The organism is Rhizobium sp. CFBP 13644 (assembly GCF_014842165.1).
GTDB lineage: Bacteria > Pseudomonadota > Alphaproteobacteria > Rhizobiales > Rhizobiaceae > Agrobacterium > Agrobacterium tumefaciens_C.
Map to the genome: position 1 here is coordinate 186,626 of NZ_JACYVF010000005.1, position 14,257 is coordinate 200,882.

Annotated in this window: 11 protein-coding genes; 4 read left to right on the forward strand and 7 right to left on the reverse strand. The window is 56.0% G+C overall.

Annotated features, from left to right (window positions below):
• Nucleotides 1–58: 58 nt before the first annotated feature.
• Genes IFT53_RS14860 through IFT53_RS14875 form a run of 4 tightly spaced genes read left to right on the forward strand, consistent with a single transcriptional unit; the run spans nt 59 to nt 6,479 of the window.
• A complete protein-coding gene (locus tag IFT53_RS14860) occupies nt 59–1,132 on the forward strand; it encodes an efflux RND transporter periplasmic adaptor subunit (protein ID WP_042617099.1) in 1,074 nt (357 codons plus the stop codon).
• Nucleotides 1,129–2,211 (forward strand): efflux RND transporter periplasmic adaptor subunit, encoded by a 1,083-nt coding sequence (locus IFT53_RS14865; protein ID WP_192065751.1) that lies wholly within the window; start codon nt 1,129–1,131, stop codon nt 2,209–2,211. The genes IFT53_RS14860 and IFT53_RS14865 overlap by 4 nt, the downstream gene beginning before the upstream one ends.
• Entirely contained in the window at nt 2,208–5,282 is a 3,075-nt protein-coding gene (locus IFT53_RS14870; RefSeq protein ID WP_192065752.1) for an efflux RND transporter permease subunit, read from the forward strand. The genes IFT53_RS14865 and IFT53_RS14870 overlap by 4 nt, the downstream gene beginning before the upstream one ends.
• 60 nt (nt 5,283–5,342) lie before the next feature.
• Nucleotides 5,343–6,479: an alpha/beta hydrolase gene (locus tag IFT53_RS14875; RefSeq protein ID WP_342365814.1), complete on the forward strand. Its 1,137-nt coding sequence runs from the start codon at nt 5,343–5,345 to the stop codon at nt 6,477–6,479.
• A 68-nt stretch (nt 6,480–6,547) separates the two neighbouring features.
• On the opposite strand, the gene IFT53_RS14880 is transcribed toward IFT53_RS14875, so the two are convergent.
• From IFT53_RS14880 to IFT53_RS14910, 7 genes are all read right to left on the reverse strand, one after another.
• A complete protein-coding gene (locus IFT53_RS14880) occupies nt 6,548–7,519 on the reverse strand; it encodes a mannonate dehydratase (RefSeq protein ID WP_192065754.1) in 972 nt (323 codons plus the stop codon).
• A gap of 195 nt (nt 7,520–7,714) precedes the next feature.
• On the reverse strand, nt 7,715–8,719 hold the full coding sequence (locus tag IFT53_RS14885) for a TRAP transporter substrate-binding protein (protein WP_042617103.1): 1,005 nt from the start codon (nt 8,717–8,719) through the stop codon (nt 7,715–7,717).
• 47 nt (nt 8,720–8,766) lie between these two features.
• The gene (locus IFT53_RS14890; protein ID WP_042617104.1) at nt 8,767–10,044 is read right to left on the reverse strand and encodes a TRAP transporter large permease; all 1,278 of its coding nucleotides are present in this window, start codon (nt 10,042–10,044) and stop codon (nt 8,767–8,769) included.
• Nucleotides 10,044–10,577: a TRAP transporter small permease gene (locus tag IFT53_RS14895; RefSeq protein ID WP_192065756.1), complete on the reverse strand. Its 534-nt coding sequence runs from the start codon at nt 10,575–10,577 to the stop codon at nt 10,044–10,046. The genes IFT53_RS14890 and IFT53_RS14895 overlap by 1 nt, the downstream gene beginning before the upstream one ends.
• A gap of 3 nt (nt 10,578–10,580) precedes the next feature.
• On the reverse strand, nt 10,581–11,765 hold the full coding sequence (locus IFT53_RS14900) for a fumarylacetoacetate hydrolase family protein (RefSeq protein WP_192065943.1): 1,185 nt from the start codon (nt 11,763–11,765) through the stop codon (nt 10,581–10,583).
• Nucleotides 11,766–11,924: 159 nt separating this feature from the next.
• The gene (locus IFT53_RS14905) at nt 11,925–12,641 is read right to left on the reverse strand and encodes a FadR/GntR family transcriptional regulator (protein ID WP_192065758.1); all 717 of its coding nucleotides are present in this window, start codon (nt 12,639–12,641) and stop codon (nt 11,925–11,927) included.
• A gap of 34 nt (nt 12,642–12,675) precedes the next feature.
• Nucleotides 12,676–14,121: an FAD-binding oxidoreductase gene (locus IFT53_RS14910; protein WP_192065759.1), complete on the reverse strand. Its 1,446-nt coding sequence runs from the start codon at nt 14,119–14,121 to the stop codon at nt 12,676–12,678.
• Nucleotides 14,122–14,257: the final 136 nt, after the last annotated feature.

Consider the following 14,257-nt stretch of genomic DNA (forward strand, 5'->3'; position numbering starts at 1 on the left):
ATTGACTACCCAGTAAGTCAAATGTATCACCTATTCATTATGGTTCAAGAGGCAATAAATGAGACGGTACGCAACAATCGCCTTACTGGCGGCAGCACTGCCAGGGCTTTCAGCCTGCGAGCCTGAGAAAGAAGCGCAAAAGAAGCCACCGCGACGTGTAGAAGTGGTTCAGGTCAAAACGCTTCCCGTCGCCGATGTCATCACGACAACCGGTGAAATCAGCGCCCGGGTACAGTCCGATCTATCTTTCCGTGTCAGCGGACGCATCGTCGAACGGTTCGTCGACATTGGTGACCATGTCACCAATGGGCAGGTTCTTGCCCGCATCGACCCGCAAGAGCAGAAGGCGGACCTCCAGGTCGCGCTGGCCACGCTTCAATCGGCACAGGCCCAGCAGACTCAAGCGCGGCAGGCCTATGACCGCCAGCAAAGTCTTTTCAGCACCGGCGTCACAACGCGAGCAGCGCTGGATCAGGCGCAGGAAGCATTTCTGACTGGTCAGGGCACAGTTCAGTCCGCACAGGCGCAGGTAGACACCGCGCGTGATGCTCTGGAGCAGACCGAGTTGAAAGCGGACGCCGACGGCATCATCACCGCCCGCAATGCGGAGGTCGGCCAGGTTGCCCAGGCAGCCCAGCTCATTTTCACGCTCGCCCATGACGGCCCACGCGATGCAGTCATCGAGGCCGACGAAACGAGCCTGCTGGGTGGGGAAATTCAGAACGATATCATCGTCAAGCTGCTATCCGGTGGCAATGAGATGAAGGCATCGGTGCGCGAAATTTCGCCCACGCTGGATACCACCACAGGCACGATACGCGTCAAATTGACCTTGGATTCAAAAGCTGATGTCAGGCTCGGCAGCCCGGTTGTTGCCATTGCGCATTACAAACCCGTCGATACCATCGAGCTTCCATCATCTGCGATGACGTCGCTGGGAGGCAAGACTGCAGTCTGGGTCATCGATCCCAAAACTGCCGCGGTATCCGTGCGCGAAATCAAAGTTGGAAAATATGCGAATGGCCACTTCTCGGTCCTGTCAGGCCTTTCCGAAGGTGAAATGGTTGTCGTAACCGGCACGAAATTCTTGGCCCTTGGAGAAACTGTGACATACGAGGGAGCCGCTCAATGAAGACGTCCTTGACCGCGGCAACGCTTTTGGCTGCCGCAACATTTCTGACTTCCTGTGAACAGCATGAGGAAACGGTGGAAAAGCCGAGACCTGTGCTGTCCGTTGTCGTTCAGCCCGCCCCTGCAGCGACGTTGACGCTGCCGGGAACTGTCACCGCACGCATTGAAACCCAATTCGGTTTCCGCATTCTCGGACGCATCGTTGCGCGTAACGTGCAGGTCGGCGATATCGTCAAGAAGGGCGATGTCCTCGCAGCAATTGATCCGCTTTCTCTGGAGCTTGCTGTCAGGAGTTCGCAGTCAGATCTGTCCAATGCGCAGGCTCAGCTTGCCAATGCCGTGACGAATGAGCAGCGCCAGCAAACCCTTTTCGAGCGCCAGTCTGCTGCGAAGGCAACCTTCGAAAGCGCGCAGCAGGAACGCGAAACCGCGGTGGCGAACGTGAACAAGGCTCAGGCAAATCTGGACAAGGCCAACGAGCAATTGGGATATTCCCGTCTGCTTGCCGAGTTTGACGGCGTTGTTACCAAAACGTCTGCCGAGGTTGGACAGGTCGTATCTGCCGGACAAAGCGTTATAACCGTGGCGCAGCCGAAAGAGCGAGACGCAGTCATAGATGTTCCCGAGACGGCCGGAGCATTGCTCAAATCAGGCGCCGCCTTCGATGTGGCTCTGCAGCTTGACGCCAGCTATCACGCAAAAGGCGTGGTTCGTGAAATCGCGCCAGAGGCTGACGATGCAACACGCACCTTCCGGACGAAGCTGACATTAATCAACCCGCCTGACGCGCTCCGTCTCGGTGCGGTCGTAACAGCAACCGCGACTGCCGACGCTCAGTCCATCATTCGCGTGCCGCCATCGGCAATCAAGGTCGACGGCTCCAAAACCAGCGTCTGGATTGTTGATGAAAAGGCCGCAAAAGTCTCATCCCGTGACATAACTGTCGATCCAGCATCCGTTCCAGGCGGCCCCGTTATCGTATCCTCGGGCATCAACCCAGGCGACCGTGTGGTGGTGGCCGGCGTCAACCAACTGAAGGACGGCCAGGCCGTACGTATCGAGCAGGAGAATGCCCAGTGAAATCGTTCAATCTTTCTGACTGGGCGCTCGATCACCGTTCGCTCGTTTGGTACTTCATGATCATCTTCATGATTGCCGGGACTTTTTCCTACATCAATCTGGGACGCGAAGAAGACCCTGCGTTCACGATCAAGACGATGATCATCAACGCACAGTGGCCGGGAGCTTCTGCCGAAGAGGTCGCAAAGCAGGTTACCGACAGGATCGAGAAGAAGCTTCAGGAGCTTGATGCTCTCGACTATACGCGAAGCGAGACCAAGGCCGGTCAAACGACCATTTACCTTGAGCTGCTGGCGACCACCCAGGCGAAAGACGTGACCGGAAACTGGGTCAAAGTTCGCAACATGGTGAACGACATCAAGGGTGACCTTCCAAGCGGTGTGATTGGCCCATTCTTCAACGACACCTTTGGTGACGTCTACGGCAATATTTTCGCATTCACTTCGGATGGCCTGTCCCAGCGGCAATTGCGTGACCTTGTGGAAGGCGCCCGCGAAAGGCTGCTGACCGTTCCGAATTCTGGCAAGATCGATGTTGTTGGCGAGCAGGATGAAGTCATTTATCTTGAGTTCTCTACCCGCAAGATTGCCGCACTCGGAATAGACCGACAGGCAATCATTAGCACCTTGCAGGCACAGAATGCGGTAACGCAGTCCGGCTTTGTCGATGCAGGACCGGAAAGCATCGCTTTGCGAGTTGGCGGAGCTTTCCTTTCAGAAGAGAGCCTGAAGACCATCAATCTCCGGGTCAATGATCGCTATTTCCCCTTGACCGACATTGCAACAATCAAGCGCGGCTACGTGGACCCGCCATCTGCGCTTTTCCGCTTCAAGGGCAAGCCAGCCATTGGTCTTGCCATCGGCATGAAGCCCGGCGCAAACCTTCTGACATTCGGCAAGGATCTTGACGAAGAACTGAAGCGTGTGGTGGCGGACCTCCCCATTGGCGTGACCGTTGAGCGTGTATCCGACCAGCCCGCCGTGGTTGAGGAAGCTGTTTCCGGCTTTACGACCGCGCTCTTTGAAGCCATCGCCATCGTTCTCGCCATCAGCTTCATCAGCTTGGGCGTGCGTGCAGGCCTCGTCGTTGCCGTATCCATTCCACTCGTTCTGGCCATCACCTTTGTGTTCATGGAGTATTCGGGTATCTCGCTTCAGCGAATCTCGCTCGGTGCGCTCATTATCGCTCTTGGCCTGCTCGTGGACGATGCGATGATTGCCGTCGAAATGATGGTTTCACGGCTGGAGGCTGGCGATAACTTGAGAAAGGCCGCCACCTACGTCTACACATCGACTGCATTTCCAATGCTAACGGGTACTCTCGTGACGGTTGCCGGTTTTATTCCGATCGGCCTCAACAACAGCGCCGCTGGTGAATTTACATTCACGCTCTTCGTCGTCATTGCCGTGTCTCTTGTGGTATCGTGGATTGTCGCGGTCGTGTTCACGCCGCTGCTCGGCGTGGTTATCCTGCCGAAAACCATGAAATCCCACCACGACAACCAGGGACGCTTCACGCGTGCCTTTGCATGGTCGCTCCGGCTCGCCATGCGCTGGCGGTGGGTCACCATCATCACGACAATCGTCATTTTCGGCTTGTCGATTGGTGGATTGGGCCTCGTCCAGCAGCAGTTCTTCCCGGCATCCGACCGTACCGAGCTGGTGATTGACTGGAGCCTGCCGCAAAACAGCACGATTGCCGAGACCAACAGGCAGTTGACGCAGTTCGAGACCGAAAAACTCGTGGGCAATGGCGACATTGACCATTGGTCAACCTATGTCGGCGAAGGCGCACCCCGGTTCATTCTGTCCTACGATGTGCAGAGCCCTGCTCCATGGTTCGGCCAAGTCGTTATCGTAGCGAAGGATATTGAAGCCAGAAACCGGCTCCGGACCGACATTCAGGCCTATCTGTCAACGACCTTCCCTGGCACAGATGCGTTTGTGAAACTTCTCGACATCGGCCCGCCAGTCGGAAAACCCGTTCAGTATCGCATCAGCGGCCCTGACATCCAGAAGGTGCGTCAATTGGCGCAACAGTTTGGGACCATCATCGGCGCCAATCCACTTCTGTCCAACATGGCGTATGACTGGAACGAACCGTCTCGCGTAGTGAAGGTAGATGTCCTTCAGGATAAAGCCCGCCAGCTTGGCGTCTCGTCTCAGGATATTGCGACCTTGCTGAACGACGTGGTCAAGGGCACAGCTGTGACCCAGGTCAGAGACGATATCTATCTGGTCGACGTCGTGGGCAGAGCTGAAGATATTGAACGCGGTTCAATCGATACGCTCAGAAATCTTCAGCTTTCGGGATCAAACGGAAAAGCCGTGCCGCTTTCAGCTGTTGCCAAGTTCCGCTACGAACTGGAACAGCCCATGATCGGTCGTCGTGACCGCATGCCGACGATCATCATCAAGGCAGCCGTTGTCGGCCCAACCCAGCCAGCGACGATTGTCGAGCAGTTGAAGCCTGAAGTCGAAAAATTCACCGCTTCACTGCCGACAGACTACAAGATCGAAATCGGTGGATCCGTCGAATCGAGTGCAGACTCGCAGGGACCCATCGCGGCCGTGGCTCCGATGATGCTATTGGTCATGGCGACGATTCTGATGTTCCAGCTTCAGAGCTTCAGCCGACTGTTCCTGGTCTTCGCCGTCGCTCCGCTGGCCCTCATCGGGGTTGTCGCAGCCCTCGTGCTCAGCAATGCTCCGATGGGCTTTGTGGCGATCCTCGGGATTCTCGCACTCATCGGAATTCTGATCAGAAACTCGGTGATCCTTGTGGTACAAATCGAGCAACTACGAGAAGAAGGTGTCAGCCCCTGGCGTGCCGTTATCGAGGCTACCGAGCATCGTATGCGGCCGATCATGTTGACCGCAGCAGCCGCGACGCTTGCGCTTATACCGATCTCGCGCGAGATTTTCTGGGGGCCGATGGCCTACGCCATGATGGGCGGTATTGTCGTCGGAACGGTCTTGACCCTTCTGTTCCTGCCGGCACTCTACGTCGCCTGGTTCCGAATTCCGCGTGAAGACGATAACCAGAAACCGCACGAACCGGCAACGGCTTGATCTATAGGAGGGCGCGCAAGCGCCCTCTTTTTCCATCTCATCAGCAAGGCAATATTGAGCGTGACGATTCTTCACTTCTGCATGGGCGAACTCCCACGCCGCATTTTCATAGTATCCGCCCTTGCCTTGGCATTGTCCGGCTGCGTTTCCCGCCCTGGTACCGAGGTTCTCAAGCCTGTCGTCCTGCGCACCACGCCTGCACAAACGGTTGATGTGCTTGCTGTTACGAACCGCGTTTTCGAGCCAAAGGACCACTCGTTTGGCAACCGATGGGGGAACGACGTTCAATATGATCGTTTTGTTTTTTCAGTCCCGCCCGACAGAAAGGACATTTCGATTGCATATCCTTCTGCAAAGCCCAACCCGAAACAGCAATATATCGTAACGAAGCGAGAGAGGCTGACGCTGGATTCTCTCGTCAAGGATGCGACGCATTCTACCAGATTTGACGGCACAGTTTCTGTCTTCGTACATGGCTACAATTACTCCTATCAGGAGGCGCTATATCGAACCGCGCAAATGGCGGCAGACGCCACTGCCATCGGCTCGCCAATCATGTTCTCCTGGCCATCTGCCGCCAGCGTAACAGGCTATGTAGCCGACCGGGACGCTGTCCTGTATTCTCGCTCGCAGCTCAACTCTCTCCTGAAGGCAATTGCGGAGGCACCAAAGGTCAAGCGCATCGTTCTGTTTGGTCACAGCATGGGCGGCTTCTTGTCGATGGAGGCAGCAAGACAATTGAGGCTTGAGGGGCAGGGTAATGTTCTTTCGAAACTCCAGATCGTTCTGGCAGCGCCCGATATCGATGCAGACGTGTTCAAATCACAACTCGCGGACATTGGCCACATCCCCACACCTGTCACGCTGCTGGTATCAAACAGCGATAGTGCCTTGAAAATTTCCAGCTTTGTGGGCGGCGAAAGGCCACGCGTTGGGATGCTGGATATCAATGACCCTCTCATCCAGCAGACAGCCAAGGAAGAGCGCCTGACTGTCATCGACATTTCGTCCCTGAAGTCATCCGACGGTTTGGGCCACGATCGCTATGCGGCCCTCGCCCAGTTTTCGGGCGACCTTGCCGACGCGGAAAGGCGCATGCAAACAAAGGGCACAAACATCGGTGCTTTCGTGTTTGATGCAGCCGGTGCGGTCGTCTCAAGCCCATTCCGATTGGCGGGCGACATAGCACGCCGGTAACGGCACAATGTGGCTGTGCCGGATCATATCCGGCACAGTCCCGACGACGCCGGAACGAGTGAGACGCCTCAGCTCCGCGTTTGCAGCAACGCAGCGATGTAGCCATAGCAGAAGCCAAAAGCGACCTGTTGCTGGTTGTCGCCAGACAGCGTCGGCGCGTGGTCTGGCATGACCATGTATTTGTAGCCCGTGTCGCGAAGCGCATCGATCACGGCAGGCATATCGATATCGCCTTCTTCTGGAAAACTTTCCCGGAAAGAGTATCGCTTGCCGACAATGTTTCGGAAGTGAATATTCATGATCTTGCCACGCTCGCCAAACCACCGCGTGATCTCAGGCACTTCGGAAACATCCTCGACCATTTCACCTAGTGTGCCGATGCAGAAATTAAGGCCGTGGACGGGGCTTTCATGCATTCCGACGAAACGCTTCATGCCTTCAACGGAACCCAGAACGCGTGTAACGCCCATATAGCCTGGTGGCGTTGCAGGATCGTGAGGGTGGCATGCAAGCCGAACATTTGCCGCTTCCGCAACCGGCACTACTCTCTGCAGAAAATAATCGACCCTCTCCCAGATTGTATCTTCATCGAGTGTGCCGACACCATTCGGCGCAGGCTCATTGGCATTGGCAAGCTCCAAACGGAATGCTTCGGCCATGTACCCACCGCGTCCGGGCTCCATGGGCGTGCGCGGAATGCCGATGTAATTAAAATTGTAGCGGACAGAGGGAATGCCCGCAGCGGCGCAGTTTTCAATAAGCTTGCAGATACCTTCGATCTGGCTGTCGCGGTCCGGGCCGGCGAGCATGATGTCCCGACATGGGGAATCGCCATCAACATGGTTCGATGGCATCGGTAGCTGCGTCATATCGAGTGTAAGACCGAAGCTTTCAATTTTCTCGCGGAATGCTTCAAGCGTTTCGCGGTCCCACTTGCGCCAATCACCCGGCGGCGTTGCCGAGACATTGTTGACGCCGAGCTGCTTCATCACTCGATAATCGTCATCGTTGCGGGCCGGTAATTGGGTTCCGAGATACATCTGCGCTCTCCGGTTTCTCATCACAGGGTCGCGTGCGACCCCGACAACCGAATAGTCTCATACGATATGTTGCGCGTAAACATATGATAAATTGCTTTTATCGTTTTGTCAGGCGTAGCCAATGTCTGCATCGCGGCAATAAAAAAGGGCCAGGTCATCCAACCCGGCCCCTTCTCTTGCGATCGATATCGAGCGTTACTTACGGATTTCCGCAAGTTCCGCAACGATGGAATCAACCACACCAGCACCGATCTGGTCCTTGTGCTTCTGGTAGACGACCATCGACTTTTCACGAATACGCGCCTGCTCTTCCGGTGACAGCGTGTTCACCTTCAGTCCGGCTTCCTTGATCTTTTCGAGGGATTTCTTGTTCAGCTCTTGAATGACCATACGCTCCTTGTCACGTCCGACAACAGCGCATTCACGAAGAGCTGCCTGCTCTTCCGGCGTGTAGGTATCAAAGATTGCCTTGGAGAAGAGCAAGAGGAACGGCGTGTAGGCGTGATTGGTCTCGGTGATATACTTCTGGACTTCGAAGAACTTCGAGGTGTCGATCGTCACGTAAGGATTTTCCTGCGCATCGATCGCGTTGGTTTCCAGAGCCGAGAAGACTTCGCCGAATGCCATCGGGGTTGGGTTCGCACCCAAATTCTTGAAAGTATCCAGGAAAATGTTGTTCTGCATGACGCGAACCTTCATCCCTGAAAAGTCTTCCCACTTGGTCACGGGTCTGACGGAGTTCGAGAGGTTCCGGAAACCGTTTTCCCAATAGGCAAGATTAACCAGTCCCGCTGCCGCGAGCTTCTCGTTCATCATATCGCCGAACTTGCCGTCAAGCACGGTGTAGGCTTCCTGCGGTGTAGCAAACAGGAATGGCAAGTCGAAAACACCAAGCTCGGGAATGATGCCAACGAGAGGCGATGAAGATGTAACGACGCCTTCTTGAACGCCTGAGCGCAGAGCCTGCGTGGCCTGCAAGTCACCACCGAGGGCACCGCCCCAGAATGCGGTAATCTTTAGCTTGCCGCCGGACTTTCCGTCGAGGCAGGCCTGCATGGCCTTGATGCCATCACCGACGGGGTGATCGGCATTGATGCCGTTGGAAATACGGATGTTGCGAGCGTTGTATTCCGCAAAAGCCGGCAATGCCGACACCATGCTGAAGGCAATTGCTGTGGTGGCTAGTAGCAGTTTTCTCATTTTATCCTCCCAGGATCGATTGAAAACGACGTGTAGATTGCGAAGCGCTAGCGCAGCCAACGGGCAGGCACGAGCACGATGTCAGGGAATATGACCAGCAGGAACAGAACAATCGTCTGGGCGAGCAAGAACGGCCAGACGCCGATCGTCACCTTGCCCAGCGGGATCTTCCCGACGCCGCTGACGACATTCAGCACCACGCCTACTGGCGGCGTGATCAACCCGATACAATTGTTCATGATGAACATGACACCGAAATAGACGGGATCGATGCCAGCCTGTTTGACGATGGGCATCAGAACCGGTGTCAGGATGAGAATGGTTGGCGTCAGATCAAGAGCAGTACCGACCACCAGCACGAGCGCCATGATAACGAACATCAACAACATCGGCCGGTCAATCAACGGCTCGATATAGCCCGCGATCTCCGCCGGTATGTTGGCAGCCGTGATAAGCCAAGCCGAAACCAGCGCTGCACAAACCAGAAACATGATGACCGAGGTGGTCTTGGCAGCCCGCAGAATGACACCAGCCAAATCTCGTGGTTTCAATTCGCGGTAGATCACCATGCCAACGAACATCGCATAGGCAGCGGCGATTACGGCAGCTTCAGTCGGGGTAACCACACCAGCCTTGATGCCACCGAGAATGATGACAGGCATACCCAGCGCCCAGGCCGCACGTCCCGTTGCCGTCAAACGCTCCGACATCGGCGCCTTTGGCAAAGGCTCAACCTTGTCTTTGCGCACGACGATCAACCAGGCAACGACGAGCGCGAGCGCCATCAGCAAACCGGGGACAATACCGGCCATGAAAAGCTGCGTGATGGAAACGTTTGCAGAGACGCCGAAGACGATGAACGCCATGGACGGAGGAATGACGGGTGCAATGATGCCACCGGCGGCAATCAAGCCACCGGCGCGCGGCACATTATAACCAGCCTTTGCCATCATTGGCAGCAGGATGGCAGCGAGAGCAGCGGTGTCGGCTGCGGCGGAGCCCGAAATACTCGCCATGATGATCGCGGCCAGAATGGCAACGATACCGAGGCCACCACGAATATGCCCGACGCAAGCGATAGCAAAATCGATGATGCGGCGGGACAAGCCGCCAGAATTCATCAATTCACCGGCCAGAATGAAAAACGGGATCGCCAGCAGCGTGAAGGTGTCAGCACCCGCAATCATGTTCTGCGCGATGATTTGCGTATTGAACATACCCATAAACCACATGAGCATGACGCCGCAGAACATCAATGCAAAGGCAACGGGCACGCCAATAACCATGGCGCCCAAAAGCGATGCGATGAAGACAAGAAGGGTCATCAGGTACGCTCCGCCAGCTGCTCAATCGTCAGATTTTCACCGGCGAAGACAGCAATCTCCTCGTCCGTCACGCGCCCTGTCAGCAATCGGAACAATCGCTCGCAGGCGATCAGTACCATTCCGGCGCCAGTGAAGAGACCGACGCCATAGACCCAGATCATCGACATGCCGGTTACGGGAGCAGACATGCTGGCGTTAATCGGGAACTGCTTCCACGTTCCCCAGAAAAATATGCCGGAACAGGCAATGATGACGACGTTGGCAAGAGACATGCAGATAATGCGTCCCCGGCGGGAAAGGAACATAACGAGTGTCTCGATGCCGAGATGACCATGTTCCCTGGAGGCGACGACCGCACCTATGAAGGTGAGCCAGACGAAGAAGTATCGGGACATTTCTTCGGATACGTTCAGGCCGGAGTTGAAGCCGTACCGCATGACGACATTGACGAACACCATGATCGCCATGCCGGACAGCAGCAGGATCAACAGGAGTTCAAGGAAACGAAAGAAGAGATCAATGGCTCTTTGCATGGGTCACACCTTCTCCAGAAGGCCGCGCTCTGCCAAATTACGAATGAGGGCGCTAACGCCAAAAGTCCATTCCGGGCACGCATCGGTCCGCTCGACCCAGTTCACCAGCCGCCCGAGCTTTGCAGTGGAGATTTCCACCCGGTCTCCGACTTCGTGCGTAAACCCCTGCCCCGCACCACGACGGTCCTTGACGGGCGCGAACATCGTACCGAGAAAAAGGACAGCGCCATCAGGATATTGGTGGTTGCGGTTGCGCAACTGGGCCGCAAGGCTTTCTGGCGAGCGACTGATGGCCTCCATCGGGCTTTCGCCTGTCATCTCGAACCCATCCTCACCCTGCACCTTCAGGCCAACCCGAACCCGGCGCAGGTCTTCCATGGTGAAGCCGTCGTCGAAAAGTCTGATGAACGGGCCGATAGAGCAGGAAGCATTATTGTCTTTCGCCTTACCCAGCAGCAGAGCCGACCGCCCCTCCACATCACGCAGGTTCACGTCATTGCCGAGGGTCGCGCCGAGGACCGTACCATCGGATCGCAGGACAAGAACGACCTCAGGCTCGGGATTATTCCATTGCGAGATGGGATGAATGCCGACAAGATCGCCGCAGCCAACAGATGACATGGGCTGGGCCTTGGTAAATATCTCAGCATCCGGCCCGATGCCGACCTCCAGATATTGCGACCAGAGGCCCATATCCTGCAACAAGGCCTTTACCGCCGCGGCCTGTTCGGAACCGGCAACAAGGCCACGAAGACTATCGCCGAGAACCGGCGCGAGCTTGGCGCGAATATCCTGAGCGCGGCGCGGATCGCCCTTCGCCTGCTCTTCGATGACTCGCTCCAGCATGCTGTCGGCGAAGGTCACACCGGCGGCCTTTACGGCTTGCAGGTCGATGGGAGCTAAGAGGTAACCTGCTTCTTTCGACAGGAAACTCTGGAGATCGCCAAGGTCCAGCAGATCACGCGCTTGGCGCAAGCGGGCAACGATGTCAGCCGTCTCAAGCAGGCCCGTCATTGTCGCGGCAATATTGGTTAGGTCAAGCACACGCTCGTTCGATATGAGAACCGGGCATGGTCCACCGCGAGCATTGGACCAAACACGGCCGACAAGAAGAGCGCTGGCAGCATCATCCGGCAAAATGGACTCTGCGCTTAGTACACGATCGCTTTTCACAGGTGCTCCTCCCATTTCCAAGCAAGCCATGCCCTCCAGCACGTACTTGCCTTCTTGTCAGGATGTCTGACAATACTCCTAAACGTTCTCTAGTATGACTTTTGCATCATGTCCAGCAGCTAAGAAGCGGCAATACGATGCAAATGATTGTTGCCCACAGGGCGGCACTGCTTGTCAGTAAACCTCAAGGGTGAGATCGATGCGCTCCGCCGCACCAATCAGATGGTGGCGCATCGCGGCACGCGATTTGACGGGATCACGCGTTGCGACAGCATCCCGGATGGCCACATGCTCGGCAATTGTGATTTCCACAATCTCCTCAAGAACCGCAGTAGCGCGAGCGGCGTTAATGGTGAGGCTGATCCGCTCAGCGATGAAGCCGATAAAAAGCGGAAAATATTCATTGTGGGTGGCCGCAGCCAATGCCCTGTGAAAGGCAAGATCTGCAACAATTCCCTCTTCCGTCCATTTCGCGGCACCGGTCATAAGGACCAGCGCCTTGTCCAGTTGCGCCAGATCATCAGCGTCGTGGTGGATCGCGGCGAGCCCTGCCGCCTCAATTTCCAGGGGAATACGAAGCTGGAAAAGACTGCGGAAGCTTTCGCGATCATGAAGAGCCGCGTGCTCGATCCGAATGGAGCCGCGTGTTTTCGCTTCAGTCACAAAAGCGCCGATGCCCTGCCGCGTTTCGACCAGCCCTTCATTGCGCAACTCTGCGATTGCCTCACGCACAACGGAACGGCTCACACCAAAGGTTTTGGCCAGGATGTGTTCCGTCGGCAGTTTTTCTCCGGGCATGATTCGACCATCGGCAATTTCCTTGCCAATATGTCCCGCGATGCGCGCCGGGAGATGCTCATTACGCTTTATCTGGCCAAAATCCGCCACCATTCACTCTGCCTACCTTTCATGGTGCCGGATTATTCTATGATCTGTCCGGAAAATTCAATTGGCATCCGGGATTCATCACCATGGATGGATCAATGGCCCGCTTCAACGCCGCCAGCAAGTTGCGATGCGCAGGCTCCAAGCGCTCCTCGAAGTCTGCACGCTTCAGACGACCAATGCCGTGTTCGGCGCTGATGCTGCCGCTGAAGCGGTCTACGACACCATTCACGACTGTCTTGGCCTGATAAATCATCGCAGCAGCCTCCTCTTTGGAGGAGCCTTGCGGCGGCAGGACGTTCAGATGAACATTGCCATCTCCCACATGACCGTAAGACACGCTCACGCATGTTGGGAGCGCCTCACTCACCGCCTTTTCAGCTTCCTCCACAAAATCAGCGAGACGGGAAAGGGGAACGGAAATGTCCGTGCGCATGTGCTGACCACGCTTGGCTTGCCCCTCGTTCATTCCCTCCCGTATTTTCCACAGGTTTCGGGTCTGCGCCTCCGACGCTGCGATAACTCCATCAACGACCAGACCGTCTTCCATGACACCAGCCAGAAAGCGCTGCATCAAATCGGAGATATCAATCAACCCGGATCCGGAAATTTCCATCAGCACATAGGCCGGATAGTCTGCCGCCATTGGGATCGGCAGATCAGGGATCGCTTCCTTGGCCAGCGTGAACGCAAGTGGCGGCATGAATTCGAACGCCGACATCAGGTCACAGCATTGTCGCCGTGCACGACGATAAAGGCTCATCACATCGTTGAGGGAATTCAAACCGAGCAACGCCGTTGCAATCTGGTCGGGTAAGGGCGTCAGCTTGAGAGAGACGGCGGTGATAATGCCAAGGGTGCCCTCAGATCCGATGAAGAGCTGCTTGAGATCAATGCCACGATTGTCTTTGCGCAGGGTCGAAAGACCATTAAAAACAGTGCCATCCGGCAACACAACTTCTAGCCCCAGAACCAGTTCGCGGGTCATGCCATAGCGAAGTACGTTGATGCCGCCGGCATTGGTGGCAACATTACCGCCAATGCGACAAGAGCCTTGCGCGCCCAGCGCCAGAGGAAAAAACATCCCCTTTTCGGCAATTCGATCTTTTAACTCCGAAAGCACACAACCCGCCTCGACCACGGCGGAAAAATCATCCGCATCAATCCTGCGCACCGAGTTCATGCGCTCCAGGCTCAGGATGGCCTGTGCTTCTGGCTGATCGGGAATCCCGCCGAGCACGAGACCCGTGTTGCCGCCCTGCGGGACAATGGAAATTCCCAATTCACGGCATAGCTTGACCGCCGCACAGACATCTTGGGTAGAGCGAGGGCGCAGAACGGCAATCGCGCCGCTTGTCACATCCCCATGCCAATCCCGGCAAAACCGCAACATTTCTACGGGGTCAACGAGCACCATATCGTTGCCAAGTGCCGCAGACAAAGAGGCTTGGCGACGCCCGACTGAAGTCCCGACATCTGCACTCATGGTCCTGCCTTTCAATTAAATCTACGCCGACCCACCACGTTAATTGACGCATGGGAGCCATTTTCGATGGGATATGGCCAAATCCCTGTTTTCAAGCCAGCAATATATGGTTATCAGACAACCTTACAATAGAAAT

Coding starts and splice junctions, on each gene's coding strand:
- IFT53_RS14860 (WP_042617099.1), top strand. CDS start 59: ATGAGACGGTACGCAACAATCGCCTTACTGGCGGCAGCACTGCCAGGG.
- IFT53_RS14865 (WP_192065751.1), top strand. CDS start 1,129: ATGAAGACGTCCTTGACCGCGGCAACGCTTTTGGCTGCCGCAACATTT.
- IFT53_RS14880 (WP_192065754.1), bottom strand. CDS start 7,519: ATGTATCTCGGAACCCAATTACCGGCCCGCAACGATGACGATTATCGA.
- IFT53_RS14885 (WP_042617103.1), bottom strand. CDS start 8,719: ATGAGAAAACTGCTACTAGCCACCACAGCAATTGCCTTCAGCATGGTG.
- IFT53_RS14890 (WP_042617104.1), bottom strand. CDS start 10,044: ATGACCCTTCTTGTCTTCATCGCATCGCTTTTGGGCGCCATGGTTATT.
- IFT53_RS14895 (WP_192065756.1), bottom strand. CDS start 10,577: ATGCAAAGAGCCATTGATCTCTTCTTTCGTTTCCTTGAACTCCTGTTG.
- IFT53_RS14900 (WP_192065943.1), bottom strand. CDS start 11,765: ATGGGAGGAGCACCTGTGAAAAGCGATCGTGTACTAAGCGCAGAGTCC.
- IFT53_RS14905 (WP_192065758.1), bottom strand. CDS start 12,641: ATGGTGGCGGATTTTGGCCAGATAAAGCGTAATGAGCATCTCCCGGCG.
- IFT53_RS14910 (WP_192065759.1), bottom strand. CDS start 14,121: ATGAGTGCAGATGTCGGGACTTCAGTCGGGCGTCGCCAAGCCTCTTTG.